Below are 15,690 nucleotides of genomic sequence, written 5' to 3' on the forward strand. Positions count from 1 at the left end.
GATTACTTGTATAAACAGAAAAAGGGAGAGACACAAAGAGATGAAACGAGCACCATTTCAAAAATTATCTTTGCTGCTGCTGACAGCTGCTTTGTTCGTAACCGGCTGCAGCCAATCGGACAACGGATCGGACAAGGCGGGGGATGAAGACAAACGCGTCATGGTCATCCGTAAAATCGGCGGCGACGATCATACGGCTCAATTTTTGGCGGGGGCCAAAAAAGAAGGCGAAGCGCTCGGCTACAAGGTCGATACGTTTGCTGCCAACGGCGATTCGACCAAATTCCACGATGCGCTGGCGCAAGCGGCATCCTCGAATTACGACGGCATCATCCTCTCGCATGGCGATGATCCCGCAACGGTAGAAGCTGTACAGAAGCTCGTCGCGGACGGCGTGCCGGTAGTGGCCTTTGACTCCACCTCGGATCTGGCGACTGTCGAAGGCGTCACCCTGACCTCGCAAAAGGACGAGTCCCTGGCGCAGCTGGCGCTTGATCGCCTGAAAGAGGAGCAAGGCGACGACGCCAAGATCGTCTATCTGTGGGTAGACGGCTTCCCGCCGATGGTGCGCCGCAATGCGGTGTTCCAGGACATGCTGCAGCAAAACCCGGGCTGGTCGGAGGTCGAGCGGTTCGGCACGGCGGCAGGCGACGTCTCGGTGCAGACGCAAAACGCGGTTGCCGCGATGCTGACCAAGCACCCGAAGGGCGAGATTGATGCGATCTTCGCAACTTGGGATGCGTTCGCTATCGGCGCTGCCCGGGCGATCAAGGAAGCCGGACGCGACGAGATCAAAATCTATGGCATCGACGTCTCGAACGCCGACCTGCAGCTGATGCAGGAGGAGAACAGTCCATGGGTCGCAACAGCTGCGGTTGATCCGATGATGATCGGCGAGGTGAATATGCGGCTGCTCGCCAAAAAGATGAAGGGCGAGGAGACGCCGGCAGAGTACAGCCTGGACGCGAAGCTGATCGACGTGGAGACGCTGTCCCAATCGACAGAGCCGGTCAACATGGTCAATCTGGCTGAGCTGATCCCTGGCTGGGGCAAGACGGACGAATTCGAAGAAGACTGGATGAAGGAGCTCAAGCAGGCATCAGGCAAGTAGGATGAACCTGCGCGCTGCAATCCAACTATAGTAGGCAAGGCTGACTTCCAACAAAGTCAGCCACACAAGGCGCTCTTATGTCTGACATAAGAGCGCCCGATCCTGTTTAGGGGAAGGAGTGCATCAATGATGAAGCAAGCGGCGCGGGACGGTCTGGAGATGCGGAACATCTCGATCGCTTTTCCTGGCGTACAGGCGCTCAGCGAGGTCGACTTCACGGCTGCCAGAGGTCGGACGCATGCGCTCATCGGGGCTAACGGCGCGGGCAAATCGACGCTCATGAAGGTGTTGGCCGGCGCTTACGATCACTATGAGGGCGAGATCCGGGTCGATGGCGAACCGGCGCGCATCCGCAAGCCGCGCGATGCCAAGGATCTGGGCATCCAGATCGTCTATCAGGAAGTGGATACCGCCTTGATCGGCTACCTTAGCGTAGCCGAGAATATTATGCTCGACCAGACGGTCAGCGGCATGGGCAGCCGACAGGTGATCCGCTGGCGCAAGCTCCATCAGGCGGCTCAGGCGGTGCTGGACCGTCTGCGCGTCGCGATCCCGACGCGCAAGCTTGTCAGCGAGCTGACGCTTGCGGAAAAGCAGATGGTGCTGATCGCCCGGGCAGTCGCGGTCGACTGCCGTTATCTGATCCTCGACGAGCCGACGGCGCCGCTCAGCAGCAGCGAGACGACACGTCTGTTCGAGCTAGTGAGACAGCTGAGAGACGAAGGGGTCGGGATCATCTTCATCTCGCATCGTCTGCCTGAGCTGTACGAGATCTGCGAGGACATCACGGTCATGCGGGATGGCAGGAAGGTCGCATCAGCAGCGCTCGCCGAGATGGATCAAGCTGCCGTCGTCCAGCATATGCTGGGCCAGCGGATGGAGCAGCAGTTCCCCGAGCGCGTCTCCCAACCGGGCGATATCGCTATGGAAGTCGAGCGGTTCGGGGACGATGGGATGCTGCGGGACATCAGCCTTTACCTGAGAAGGGGAGAGGTCATAGGCCTGGCCGGTCTGGTCGGCGCAGGCAAGACGGAGCTGTGCCGCGCCTTGTTCGGAGCCAGCTCCGGCATCACCGGCGAGCTGCGGCTCCAGGGGCGCGCAGTGCGGCTGCGGACACCGCATCAAGCGGTTAGCCAGGGACTGGCGCTGATCCCGGAGGAGCGGCGGCGCGAGGGCATCTTCGTCCATGACCCGGTAGGGGCCAATCTGACGGCAGCGGCGCTATCCCGCTACTCGCGGGCGTTCGGCTGGCTCAGCCCGTCACGCGAGCGGCAGGCGTCGGCAGCGATGATCGGCAGTCTCGGCATCAAGACGCCAAGCGAGCGGACGCTCGTGCGTAATTTGTCGGGCGGCAATCAGCAGAAGGTGGCGATCGGCAAATGGCTGCTGGCCGACAGCGAGGTGTATTTGTTCGACGAGCCGACCAAGGGCGTCGATGTCGGCGCCAAAAAGGACATCTTCGAGCTGATCGCTGACCTGGCCGCGCGTGGCAAGTCGGTCCTGTACGCCTCCAGCGAGCTTAGCGAGATTATCGGCATCACCGATCGCGTCTATGTTATGTATGACGGTCGGATCGTCCGCGAGCTGGTCACGGCCGACACGGATGAAGAAGAACTAATGGTCTATTGCACCGGGGGAGGACAAGCATGAGTGCATCGGCTCAAGCCAAGCAGAAACCATCGTTTTCATTTCTTGATTTTATGTACAAATACGGCACGTTACTGACGATCGTCGTACTCATAATCATATTCGGACTATTTACAGACAACTTCCTGACGAGCAGCTCGCTCATTAATATCCTGCGCCAGATCTCGATTATTACGATTATCGCCACTGGTCTGACCGTCTCGCTCGCGGTCGGCGGCTTCGATCTGTCGATCGGCTCGACGGCTTCGCTGGCCAATGCGATCGTCATCTCGCTATTCGTCTGGCATGGCCAGTCGCTCGGCGTCGGCATCGGCCTGACGATCCTGTTCTGTCTGCTCGTCGGCGTGCTCAACGCCTTCCTCGTCATTAACTTCAAGATACAGGACATGCTCATGACGCTCGCGACGATGTTCATCTTCCAGGGCATCGCCCTGACGTATACGCGCGGAGCGACCGTGTCGCAGAACATGATCCTGCCGAGCGGCGAGTACGCCACAGGTCAGATCCCGGCGCTCTTCGGCAAGCTGGGCAAGGAGCCGTGGCTGATCGTCATCATGCTCGTGCTGGTCGTCCTCGTCCATCTGTTCCTCAACTACACCAAGCATGGACGCTATATGTACATGATCGGCGGCAACCGCGAGGCAGCGGAGCTGTCGGGCTTGCCGGTGAGCCGCTATCGGCTCGCGGCGTATCTGATCTCGGCGCTACTGGCGACGATTGGCGGCATCATGATCGGCGCGCGAGTGTTGACGGCCGAGGTGAACTCGGGCGCGCCGATGCTGATGGATGCCGTCGCCGCCGCCTTTATCGGCTACTCCGTGCTCGGCGCGGGCAAGCCCAATGCGCTCGGCACCCTAGCCGGCTCCGTGCTGATCGGCATCCTCTCGTATGGTCTAGTCATGATGTCCGTGCCCTACTATGCGATGGATATCGTCAAGGGCGCGGTGCTTGCTCTGGCGCTTGCGATCACTTACTACAAGCGCAAGCATTAGACCAATTGACTTCAAAATGCCGAGGACACACGGAATCGTTATTGGAGAAGCGAATAAGATACTTTCGAAGTCGCTTTCTTGCAGAAAGCAATTAGTGCATCTCGGAGTTTTTCGCAGAAGAGCTAGCTTCGAAAGCATTCGCTGTCCCCAGATTTCAAACGCAAAGCCGGTGCACAAATCAAGAGAACTGGGGACAACAGCGATCGGAAGAACGATCCCGGACCGTGGGACCTCTAACCGTCCAAACTGCCTCGACCTGTTCGAAATATCACACAAGTGGCGTCGCAAACCGTCCAAACGGCTCCGATCTGTGCGAAATATCGCACAAGTGGCGCCGCAAACCGTCCAAACGGTCCTGATCTGTGCGAAATATCGCACAAGTGGCGCCGCAAACCGTCCAAACGGCTCCGATCTGTGCGAAATATCGCACAAGTAACGCCGCAAACCGTCCAAACGGCTCCGATCTGTGCGAAATATCGCACAAGTAGGACCATTAGCTTCGAATGGTTACGCTGTCCCCGGATTTCGGTCTATCCCCTATAATCGACCGAGACGGCGCTGACAGGCAGCGTACCGGTGCGCAGCCATTCTGCCGCTTGCATGACAAGCGGCGAGCAATGGTTGCTTTTTGCATCCGCCAGGGGCAACCAGAGCGCGCCCTCAGAGTCCTGCTCCTCGAACATTCTGATCGCCTCGACGGTATCCACCCGGTTGACCTCGAAGGCATAGAGTATAGCAATATGATGGAGGTACTCGTTCGTACGATCTGCCATCGTCCAACGCACAGTGAAGTCGCACGCCCCGACAGGCTTGCACGCGCGAGCCCGATATCCCGTTTCCTCGGCAATCTCTCTTTGCAGTCCTTGCTCCAGCGTCTCCATAGGCTCCAGTCGCCCGCCAGGCAAATCGTATTTCCCCGCATAAGGTCCCTTAATTTTGCGGATGACCAACAGGCATCCGTCTGCGATGCATATTCCATAAACTCCGATATGTCTGTGGAACGCCTCGAGCGATTCTGTCATTTCACCAGCCTCCTGCTTTGTTTAACAGCGCTATACTTATTCGGCATGATCTCTTAGCGCCAAGCTTCTCACGCCGCTCGTCACGTCGCTTGTCACGCCTCGCGCCACCCGTCTTGCCACGTCGCTTGTCACGCCTCACGCCACCCGTCTTGCCACGCCTCACGCCACGCAGACCGTCCTCACCGATCACCGCACGATGCGTTTGCGATATTCGCCGGGCGTGACGCCGGCGTAGCGCTTGAACATGCGGATGAACGAGTTCACATTGTGATAGCCGACGAGTCCGGCGACATCCTGGATGCGTAGCTCCAGATTGGCGAGATGTTCCTTGGCACGGCGGATCCGCAGGTCGTTGAGGTAGTCGCTGAAGTTGGTGCCGGTCTTCTCCTTGAACGAGCTGGAGAGATAGCCAGGCGTGATATTCAGCTTGTCCGCGACAAGGTCGAGGTTGATATCCTCATGCAGATGCTCGTCGAGATAAGCCATCACGAAGCTCGTCACCGGGTCCTTGGTCTCTTGCTTGCTCTGGATGAGCTGGGCTGCCGGCAGGACCAGCTCGCGATACCAGGCGCGGTGCTGTTCGACCGAGTAGTAGTCGCGAAGCCGCCGCAGCCGCTCCGGGTCGACAGGCAGGTCCGTGATGTTCAGCTGTGCGAGCGTCTTGTCCAGCTGCTCCGCGACGCCGCGCGCGAAGGCGAGGTAATCCTCGATCGCTGCGTCCTGCTGCTGCAGCTGCTCGAGCTGGCGATCGATCCACTCGAGGATCGCGGGCTCGCTCCCCGAGGACAAGCGCGTATGCAGCTCCTCGCTCTGCGACACCGTGAGATGGAAGGAGCGGATAACGCCGCTGCGCGGCTCGACGATGATCTGCGTGTCCTCATTGAGTCTGCGCTCCTTGAGCAGCTGCGAGAGGGAGGCGTACGCATCGGTGAATGCCGCATCCTCCGGGTAGACGGGGCTGACGGCAATCGTCAGATACATATAGTCGTCAACCTTCAGCAGCTCCTTCAGCGTCTCCAGCACATCCATCACCGCGCGCTGCGACGCCGGTCGGAACAGCAGCGACATCAGCTGGTTATGCTCCATCTGCAGCGTCACCGGCTCCTCCGTGGCGTCCTTCAGCAGGTTTTGCACCAGCTTCCACAAGAGCTGGATCTCTTGCGCGTAGTCGCGATCGGGATGCTTGAAGTGGATCTGGTACAGCACCGCCATATACGGCCGGTTCATCTGTACACTGTCGTCAAGCTCCTTCAGATTAAGGTTCATCGGGATGTTTTTCACCTTGTTCGTATAAGCGTACTGCCGGACGAGCGTATTTTTGTTGTCCAGATCGAGCTTGATCCGCTCATTGGTCTTCAGGATATGGCTCATGCGATCGCTGATGAGGGCGAATTCCTTGATCGAAGTCGTCGCTGTGGCGGCGCCTTGCTTGCGCTCGAGCATATCGATGATGCGCTGGATCGGATTGGTGAGCCGGACGCTGAACAGGACGGCCGTCACCAGGCTGATCAGGATCGCTGCCGAGAGCAGCGTGATCAGCAGGATGTTCAGTCGCAGCATCTCCGCTGTAATGCTGGCGATCGGCGTGACGCGCACATAGGTGAATCCGGTTGCCTCGCCTTTGGCATAAAAGTAAAACTGATCGCCGCTCCGCTCATGCAGCTTGCCCTCGGCGGCAACGGGCTGCCGAATCTCCACCGAAGCGTGGGACGAGTAGAGCAGGCTGCCTTCGCGATCGAGAATATAAAACGGCGTATTGCCGGAGTAGGCATAAGCCTGATACAGCTTGTTCACATTCATCATCAGGATGCAGTAGACATCCTCATAAGGCGCAGCCTTGACCAGCACAGGCATAAGCAAGCCAAGCGAACGCTCGGCGTTGACCGACGACTCGGTGAACCGTGCCGCAGGCAGCATCTGCAGGAAATAGTCATGCGTCTCCTGAGCCGCCCAAAATTCCGGCGGATAAGCTTCGCTCTCATAGTAGCGGCTGAACATTTGCCGGGCGTTGCTGGTGCCATCCTTCTCCAGCACATAGTCCGCGTCCTTGAAGTACAGGATGAAGTTTTCGATATGTAAGAACGGATTGGTGTACAGCGCGATAAGCTCTTCCTTCACCTCGCCGATCACATCGTAGCGACGGTTCTCCTGCACACGGCTCAGCACGCCCATGTTGGCGACCCACTTGTCGGATTGCATGAGCGCCATCAAGGTGCTGTGCATGAGACGGAAGTGATTTTCGAAATTGCCGACCGACTGCTGGATGCCCAGCTCATTATAACGGACGATCTCATCGTATAGCTTGTTGCGCAGGTACAGATAGCTGCCGACATTAAAGACGGCGAGCAGGATGATCACACTCAGGAAGCTCAGGACGAGCTTGGTCAGCAGGGAACCGGAAGCCAGCCGGAATCGCGCCAGTCGTTTCATCATTGTTGTACTACCTCCCGGGTCATGGCGATGAATCGCTTCGAAATCCTTCTAACGCGATATATTAGCTAACATCATTATGAAGCTTCATTATATATATGATAGCGTTTTAAGCCCTTCAGAAACAATATGCACTTTTCATATTCCATCTACATCTTTGCGAGAATCGCCGATTTGTGTATACTTCCCGCATGTTGGCGATAGCTTTTCACTTGCTGCGCTAGCTATACTCGGTGTACAGGTCCTCCGCCGTCAGACGGAACGCAGGACGATATCTAGCGACGAGGAGACATGCGTATGGCGCAAGCAAATTCAACACCTAACATGGTCAGGAAGGTGAATGTTAGACCGGAACGCAAATCGCGGATGGCGCGGCTGTGGCAAAACAACAAGTATTTGTGGTTCTTGTTCCTGCCCTGCCTGATCTACTTTATCTTGTTCCGCTACGTGCCGATGTTTGGTCTGATCATCACCTTCAAGGATTACAACCTGTTCAAGGGCATATGGGAGAGCAAGTGGGTCGGCTTCAAGTACTATAAGATGTTTCTGGACAATCCCGACTTTCTCCTGCTCATGAAAAACACCTTCTTGCTTGGTCTGTACAAGTTGGTGTTCGGATTCCCGGCGCCGATCATCCTGGCGCTCTTGCTCAATGAGCTGAAAAACGCCGTCTTCAAACGATTTGTACAAACGGTCAGCTATCTGCCTCACTTCATCTCGAACGTCATCGTCGCGAGTATGGCGATCATGTTCCTCTCTCCCTCCGGCGGACTGATCAATAACCTACTCGGCATGTTCGGCGTCGGACCGATCAACTTTATGATGAAGCCGGAGATGTTCCGCGGCGTCTATGTCCTCTCCGAGATCTGGCAGCATATCGGCTGGGAGACGATCATCTACCTTGCCGCCCTGACTGCCGTCGATCCTCGACTGTACGAAGCGGCCAGCATCGACGGCGCGAGCCGGATGCGCAAGCTGTGGCATGTGACCTTGCCAGGTATCTCGCCGGCGATCGTCATCACGCTTATCCTGAACATCGGCAAGGTGCTGGAGATCGGCTTCGAAAAGGTGTTCCTGATGCAAAATCCGGCGATCTACGAGACAGCGGATATTATCAGCACCTATGTGTATCGGGTCGGGATGGAGCAGGGCAACTTCAGCTACGGCGCCTCCATCGATCTGTTCATGGGCATCATCAGTCTGGTGTTCATCTATGGCGCCAATCAGTTCAGCCGACGAGTCAGCGAGACCAGTCTATGGTAAGGGGAGGGAGAGACGCATGTTAAGGAAGCTAAGTCTGTTTAATGTGATCAGTACATTCATCCTGCTGTTTGTTGTCGTCGTCACGTTGTATCCCTTCGTCCACATGCTGGCGGTATCGCTCAGCTCCGACGTCCATGTCATGCGCAACGAGGTCAGTCTGTGGCCCAAGGGACTCAACTTCAAGATGTATGAGATCGTACTAGGCGATCCGAAGATTTGGACCGCGTACAAAAATACGCTCATCTACACCGTGCTCGGCACGATCATCGCGATGGTCGTTACCTCGATGGGGGCCTATTCCTTATCGCGGCCGCAGATGGCCTTCCGTACGCCGCTGACGATGCTGATCGTCTTCACGATGTTTTTTAGCGGCGGCATGATCCCGACGTTCCTGGTCGTCCGCTCGCTGGGCCTCGTCGATACGTTATGGGGCATGGTGCTGCCCGGCGCGGTCAGCACATGGAATCTTATTCTGATGCGCACCTTTTTCTCCGGCATCCCGCGCGAGCTGGAGGAGTCGGGGCGGATCGACGGACTTAACGACATCGGTATTTTCATGAGGATCATCGTTCCGCTGTCCAAAGCGTCCTTCGCGACGATCGCGCTGTTTTACGCGGTCGGACTGTGGAACAATTTCATATTCCCGCTGCTGTACTTGCGTTCGCAGGATATGTTCCCGCTGCAGGTGCTGCTGCGCAACCTGGTCCTGGCCGGAAGCGTCAGCTCCGGCGACGTCACCCGGATCGGGGGTGATAACCAGATTGTCGAGGAGTCGCTGAAGTTCGCCACCATTATGGTGTCAACCTTGCCGATCCTCATCGTATATCCGTTCATTCAGAAGTATTTCGTCAAGGGGGCCATGATCGGCGCGGTCAAAGGCTAAGCCTGACTGCGCTGCTCGGCGCACGGGGGCGCGCTTGCGCGATCGCGTGCTGCCGGGGTATGCTGTCCACAACAATATGAGGGAGAGAACACAGCGATGAAAAAACCGTATTCGATCATGATGACCGGCCTGCTCTCGGTCGCTCTGCTGGCCGGCTGCACGTCGGGCAACGGCAACTCGGGCACCAACACGCCTGGCACGAACGGGGAGACCAATACGCCGCCAACCACCGAGCAGACCGAGCTGCCGAGCAAGACGTTCACGGCGCTGCTCGATAACAACGCCACCTTCCCGTATACGGCAGACTGGCCGATCTGGAAATGGCTGAAGGAGAAAACCGGCGTCACGCTTGACGTCCAGACCCCGTCGGGCAAGCTGGGCGAGTCGCTCAATCTGGCGATCGCGTCGAACAATCTGCCGGATCTGATGTATATGCCGAATCGGCGCGAGTCCAACAAATTTGGCCAACAGGGCGCGCTCGTCGACATCCTCGAGTACGTCGACCAGATGCCGAATCTGAGCTCCTGGATGGAGCAGTACCCCGAGGAGTCCAAGGCGGCGTTGTCTGCGGACGGCAAGATGTATATGTTCCCGAATCAGGGCTTCGGCGAGACGAACCGGATGATCTGGTTGTATCGCCAGGATATCTTCGAGGCGGAGGGACTGGCGGCGCCTGCGACGTTCGACGAGCTGTATGAGGCGCTGAAGAAGCTCAAGGCGAAATATCCGGACACCTACCCGCTGTCGCTGCGCTACGGTCAGATCCCGGATGAGATGAACACCAATCTCGCGGTCAACTTCGGCGTAGGCGAGGGTGCCTATTATGACTTCGAGAGCAAGGAATGGCTGTACGGCCCGGTCCAGGACAACTACAAGGCGCTCGTGGAGAAATGGAAGACATTCTACGATGAAGGGCTGATCCCGCCGGACTTCCTGTCGCTGCAGACGAAGCAATGGCAGGATATGATGTCGACGAGTCAGGCATTCGTAACGATCGATTATATTAGCCGCGTCGACTTCTTCAACAATGCGATGCAAAAAGATAATCCGTCATACAATATGCAGTTCATGCCGCCGCCGGCAGGCGTTCCTGGCGTACCGCAGCATAACCCGTACCTGCACTATATGGAGGGCGGTCTGACCGTCGCTTCGACCTCCAAGCATATCGAGGATATTATGCAATACATGGATTTCTTCTTCTCTGAAGAGGGGCGCGTCCTCACAAGCTGGGGCGTCGAGGGCGAGACGTACGAGAAGGAAGGCGACACATACAAGTTCAAGCCGGAATTCACCGATGTGACCGAGATGCGCAAGCAGACCGGGCTGCAGACGAGCGGCACTTACGCATGGATCGATTATAACGCGCATCTCTCGCTGTTCTCCGAGGATCTGCAAAACGCTTATACGGAGGCGGCCAAGTACGATCCGGCCAACATGCAGCCGCGCCCGGCGTTCACCGAGGAGGAGAACGAGATTATCTCCTTGACCGGCCAGGCGATCAAAAAGCATCGCGACGAAAGCTTCGCCAAGTTCGTCACCGGCTCGCGCGATCTCGCTGAGTGGGACAGCTATGTCGCCGAGCTGGAAAACCTCGGCCTGCAAAAGCTGCTCGACACCTATAAAGCTGCTTATGACCGTCAACAAAATGTCGAGTTGAAAGTGAACTAGTGGAAGCCCCCACTCCTCGTAACGCGGAGCGGAACGTTATTTCAGGAGCGAGCTACTGGTGAATATGAAGGCGGCAGGCTCCGCTCGCCTGGCGAGCGGAGCCTCCGTGTGCTTTTCATGATGTGCCATCAACCATCAAACGAAGCGAGAGGATGATGATTAATGATTATGCCCCGCCCAAAGCTGCGTTGGACTGCAAGTCTGCTCTGTGTGCTCGTGCTTGCCTTAGTAATGCCTGTCGTAAGCTTGCCAACGGTCGCTCATGCGGCCGGATCGATCACGCTCGATACGCCGACCACAGGCGCGACGGTGACAAGCGGTCCGGTAACGGTGAGCGGCAGTTACGCCGGGGTTTACGATGTCCGGCTCTACATCAATGGCACCGAGCAGGTGGAGCCGCAGCTGACGCCTAGCGGCGCCGATGCCGGCACATGGAGCTATACGCTCCCTACCGTCCAGCGGCATGGCAGTGTCGAGCTGGTCGCCAGAGGACTGGACACGACGACCCGCTACGGCGTCTGGAGCGACAGCGCGCTGATCGACGTCGACAATGCGGCCGCGGCCGCGCCGACCGTGACGATCACCAGCCCGGCGGAGGGCGTGGCGCTGAGCGGCGTCGTGAGCGTGACGATCGACGTGCAATCGGCGACGCCGGTCAATCTCGTACAGATCCGCGTTAACCGCAGCGCTTGGCAGTCTGTCGCGCTGAGCGGGCCAGGTACGTATACGTACAGCTGGGATACGACGGGACTCGGCAATCGTATCTTCAGTCTCGAAGCGCGGGCGACCAATGCGCCTGGACGGTACGGCTATAGCCCGACAGTGTACGCGCAAGTCGGCACAGGCACGAACGAGCCGTTCGCGATGCCGCATCAGGACCGGGCGATGTGGATCTGGGAGCCAGAGAGCTACAAGCTGCTGCTGAATCCCGGCTCGCGCAGCGTGCTGGAGAGCTTCATCCATGACACAACTTTCGACGGCGAGCCGGTGACGACCCTGTATCTCGCTGTCGGGAGCTATGCCGGATATCGGGCGCTCGAGGAGCAGACGGAGCAGCTCAAGTCATTCATGCGCTGGGCACATGCCCGCGATCTGCAAGTCCATGCGCTGATCGCTGGCGGCACGTCGCCCGCCTATATGGGCGCATACGAGCGATATCATCACCATGCGGTGCGCGAGATGGAGCAGATCGTCAACTACAATCTGTCGGCGGCGGCCAATGAGCGGTTCGACGGCATCAACGTCGATATCGAGCCGTACATCTCGCCAGACTTCAAAGACAGCAGCAAGTTCCTGCAGGGCGAGTATCTGGACGGGCTGAGCAAGATGATCGCGCGCCGCGACGCTGCAGGCATCAATCTGCCGTTCGGCCCGGCGATCCCGAAATGGTACGACACCTCGGAGCAAGGGGCGAATATCGTCTGGAACGGTCAGACGAAATGGCTCTCCGAGCATATCCAGGACATCTCGGACTATATCTCGATCATGGACTATCGCGATACGGCGGACGGCACGGCGGGCATCATCGCCGGGGCAGCGGGCGAGATGGCCTACGCCGAGCTGATCGGCAAGCCAGACTCGGTCGTCATCGGCGTCGAGACGCTAGACATTGCCAACAGCGGCGATCCCGAGACGATCACGTTTTGGGAGGAGGGGCGGCTCCATATGGAGGCCGAGCTGGACAAAGTCTATACCGCCTTTGATCCTAGCTCCGCGTTCGGCGGCATCGCCGTCCATCACTATGACTCGTACCGGATGCTGCCGGCCTTCTGGGGCGACGGGGGCTATCGCTGGCAGCCGCCTGCCGACACGACGCCGCCCTCGGCGCTCGCCGGGACGGTCACGGCTACGGCGCAGGACTATCAGACGGTCCAGGTGCGCTACGGCATGGCGACGGATAATACCGAGGTCGACCGCTACGTCATCTATCGCAGCGAGCAGGCCGGATTCACGCCGACCGCGGCCGACATCGCAGGTCTCTCGCGCAGCCAGACGTTCCAGGACAAGGGCCTACTGCCTGATACGACTTACTACTATCGGATCGCTGCTCGCGATCTGCAGGGCAATATCGGCCCGGCGACCGCCGAGGTGGCGGTGACGACCGGCAGCACGACGCTGCAGCCGCTCATCGTCAACAACCTGAACATCAGCCACTCCGCAGGCAAGTTCCGGGCGTCCTTCACGGTAGCGGATCTGGCGACCGGCGCTCCATTGCCCGGCGCGCTGGCCGAAGGCCGCTTCACTTATGCCGGCGGCCGCTACGCGCAGGCGACGACGGATGCGTCAGGCAATGTGACCATTGCCTCCGAGGATCTGTCGTCTGCGCTGCAAGCCGGCTTCGAGCCGCGGCGCATCGCCCTGGCAGGTTACTACTATGCCAGCGCCTACGACGAACCGCATACGACGACGTATAAGCCGTGGCACGGGCTCGGCGCTCTGACGGCCAGCTCCGGCACATGGTCGCAGCCCTTCGCTACGGCTCAGACGCTCTATACGTTGACCGTGCCCGCCTCAGTGACGTCGCTGATCCTCACCCCTACAGCGGCTGAGGCCACGAGCGTCATCGTCGCAGGCGGCGAGCGGGTGGCGAGCGGCAGCGCCGCTGCGCCGATCGCGATCGGCAGCGGACCGGCCACAGTATCGGTACAGGTGTACAACGCGGACGGTACAACAGACAACTATGTGCTGCGCATCGCGCGCAGCTGATCCCTATGAACAGGAGGCTTGACTGACCATGACCACATTGATTCCTCAAGCGCAGCAGGTACAGCCGTTAGAGGGGGCGCCCTGGCGGGCGCCCGAGCGGCTCTATGCCCGGCTGCGGCTGCGCCAGGCCGACCCGCGTCTGGCCCGTTATCTGCAGCGGCGTTATCCGTCGCTCACGCTGGAGGAGCAGATAGACGCAGACCATTGGAGTGTCATCCTATCCGCTCAGCCGATCGCAGCGACGGACGCCGACGTGCCGTTGCCCGAGACGTTGACCGATCGACCGCAGGGCTACCACCTGACCGTGGAGACGGATCGGGTGCGGATCGCGGCTGCCGATGCGCCAGGCCTGTACTATGGCTTGCAGACGCTGCTGGAGCTGACGGAGAGCGAGCCTGCAGGCGTCCCGCTGCAGGCGGTGACGGATTGGCCGGATACGGCGCTGCGCGTCATGAATTACGATCTGCGACAGACGCATTCGACGCCGGAGCGGCTGACCGCATATCTGACCGAGTTCGCCCGGGTCAAGATCAATGGTCTGCTGATCGAATACGAGGACAAGTTCCCGTTCCGCGGCTATCCCGAGCTCGTCCATCCTCGCTATGCGCTGACCGAGCAGGATCTGGAGGCGCTGCTGAAGGCGGCTTATGAGCAGTACATCGAGATTATCCCGTTGCAGCAGAGCTTCGGCCATCTGGAGTATGCGCTGCGGCATGACGCCTACAAGCCGCTGCGCGAGACGGAGCGCTCGATCGGCGAGCTCTGCCCGTCTCAGGACGCTTCGTTTGCGCTGGTCGCCGGTCTGCTCGGGGAGATGATCGACCGTCATCCGCAGGCGCAGTATATTCATTTGGGCTGCGATGAGGTGTACAGCCTGTGCGAATGTCCAGTCTGCATCGAGCGGTACGACGGCATCCGGGAGCGGGCGTTCATCGACTTCCTGAACAAGCTGATCGCCTTCGCAGCCGAGCGGGGCAAGACGCCGATCTTCTGGCATGACATGCTCGACAAATGTCCGCCGGAGGAGCTGGCTCGTCTCGATCGCCGCGGCGTCGCGATGATCTGGATCTACAACGGTCGCAATATCGTCAGCGATGTAAGTCGCTTGGCGGACAAATTCCGCGCGCTGGGCATCGAGGTGATGGGCGCGCCGGCAGTCCGCAGCTTCGACTGGGCCGAGCATCAGAACTACCCGGTGTTGGATAACCGGACGGACAATCTAATCCAGTGGGCCGAGGTGTCGGAGCAGTTAGCGCTCGATTGCATCGTCGGGACGAACTGGACCGGACCTTTCAGCCTGGGCGTGCCTTACGGCGTATTCGAGACGACCTGGTACCCGATGCTGCTCCATGCCGAGCTGGCGTGGAACCGTCAGGCCGACACCGACAGCTATATGACTCGCTTCATGGGGCAGTTCCATGGGATCGGCGAGAGTGCGCTGAAGGCGGCGCTCGGCAACTACCGTATCGAGGATTATTACGACAGCATCTGGAAGGTGCTGGAGCTGGTGGAGCGTCATCGCGAGGAAGCGGAGCTGATCGCGAACATGCATGACTACGAGGTGGCGACGGACCGCTCGCGAGCGATCCACAAGTATCTGTACCGCTGGGAGCTGTTCCCCGGCGATCCGGCCGAATGGCGCTCGCTGCTCAACAACTACCAGCGCAACCGTCGCGATCGCGAGCGGGCGCGACCGCGCATGCAGGCGCTGCTGGAGCAGTACCAGACACCGGAGATGGCCACGCATTTCGTACTGTCGCGCTTCTATCTGCACGATTATCTGGAGCGGACGATCTACCGCGAGATCGGACTGCATCTGGAAGAAGAGTAGGGGACATTCGAGATTCAAACGCTCGCCGTGGCGAGCAATAGATGTCGGCGGATGCAAGAGCATATCTCGTCATCCAAGCCAAAAAGCCGAGTCGCGCGCGTATCATATACGCTGCGCCGACTCGGCTTTTTGGCTTG

10 protein-coding genes are annotated in these 15,690 nt (G+C 58.9%); 8 read left to right on the forward strand and 2 right to left on the reverse strand.

Annotation, left to right across the window (positions count from 1 at the left end):
- Positions 1-40: 40 nt before the first annotated feature.
- The 3 genes from PA598K_RS06370 to PA598K_RS06380 all read left to right on the forward strand — a co-directional run bounded on the left by PA598K_RS06370 (position 41) and on the right by PA598K_RS06380 (position 3,750).
- Complete coding sequence (locus PA598K_RS06370; RefSeq protein WP_128656135.1) at positions 41-1,111, forward strand: sugar ABC transporter substrate-binding protein; 1,071 nt, start codon at positions 41-43, stop codon at positions 1,109-1,111.
- A gap of 126 nt (positions 1,112-1,237) precedes the next feature.
- A complete protein-coding gene (locus tag PA598K_RS06375) occupies positions 1,238-2,761 on the forward strand; it encodes a sugar ABC transporter ATP-binding protein (protein ID WP_128656136.1) in 1,524 nt (507 codons plus the stop codon).
- Positions 2,758-3,750 (forward strand): ABC transporter permease, encoded by a 993-nt coding sequence (locus PA598K_RS06380; protein WP_128656137.1) that lies wholly within the window; start codon positions 2,758-2,760, stop codon positions 3,748-3,750. Before PA598K_RS06375 ends, PA598K_RS06380 begins: the two co-directional genes overlap by 4 nt.
- Positions 3,751-4,280: 530 nt before the next feature.
- Here the strand turns inward: PA598K_RS06380 and PA598K_RS06385 are convergent.
- Positions 4,281-4,772: an NUDIX hydrolase gene (locus tag PA598K_RS06385; RefSeq protein ID WP_128656138.1), complete on the reverse strand. Its 492-nt coding sequence runs from the start codon at positions 4,770-4,772 to the stop codon at positions 4,281-4,283.
- Between the two features lie 186 nt (positions 4,773-4,958).
- Complete coding sequence (locus PA598K_RS06390) at positions 4,959-7,205, reverse strand: helix-turn-helix domain-containing protein (protein ID WP_128656139.1); 2,247 nt, start codon at positions 7,203-7,205, stop codon at positions 4,959-4,961.
- A 294-nt stretch (positions 7,206-7,499) separates the two neighbouring features.
- On the opposite strand from PA598K_RS06390, the gene PA598K_RS06395 reads away from it, so the two are divergent.
- The 5 genes from PA598K_RS06395 (at position 7,500) to PA598K_RS06415 (ending at position 15,553) form a co-directional block, all read left to right on the forward strand.
- Entirely contained in the window at positions 7,500-8,465 is a 966-nt protein-coding gene (locus PA598K_RS06395) for an ABC transporter permease (RefSeq protein WP_128656140.1), read from the forward strand.
- A gap of 16 nt (positions 8,466-8,481) precedes the next feature.
- Entirely contained in the window at positions 8,482-9,348 is an 867-nt protein-coding gene (locus PA598K_RS06400) for a carbohydrate ABC transporter permease (protein WP_128656141.1), read from the forward strand.
- 96 nt (positions 9,349-9,444) lie between these two features.
- Positions 9,445-11,016, forward strand: a complete 1,572-nt coding sequence (locus tag PA598K_RS06405) for an extracellular solute-binding protein (RefSeq protein WP_128656142.1) — start codon at positions 9,445-9,447, stop codon at positions 11,014-11,016.
- 162 nt (positions 11,017-11,178) lie between these two features.
- Positions 11,179-13,722 (forward strand): Ig-like domain-containing protein, encoded by a 2,544-nt coding sequence (locus tag PA598K_RS06410; RefSeq protein ID WP_185601628.1) that lies wholly within the window; start codon positions 11,179-11,181, stop codon positions 13,720-13,722.
- Between the two features lie 28 nt (positions 13,723-13,750).
- On the forward strand, positions 13,751-15,553 hold the full coding sequence (locus tag PA598K_RS06415) for a glycoside hydrolase family 20 zincin-like fold domain-containing protein (protein WP_128656143.1): 1,803 nt from the start codon (positions 13,751-13,753) through the stop codon (positions 15,551-15,553).
- The last annotated feature ends 137 nt before the right edge of the window (positions 15,554-15,690 follow it).

This window comes from Paenibacillus sp. 598K, assembly GCF_003851045.1.
Lineage (GTDB): Bacteria > Bacillota > Bacilli > Paenibacillales > Paenibacillaceae > Paenibacillus_D.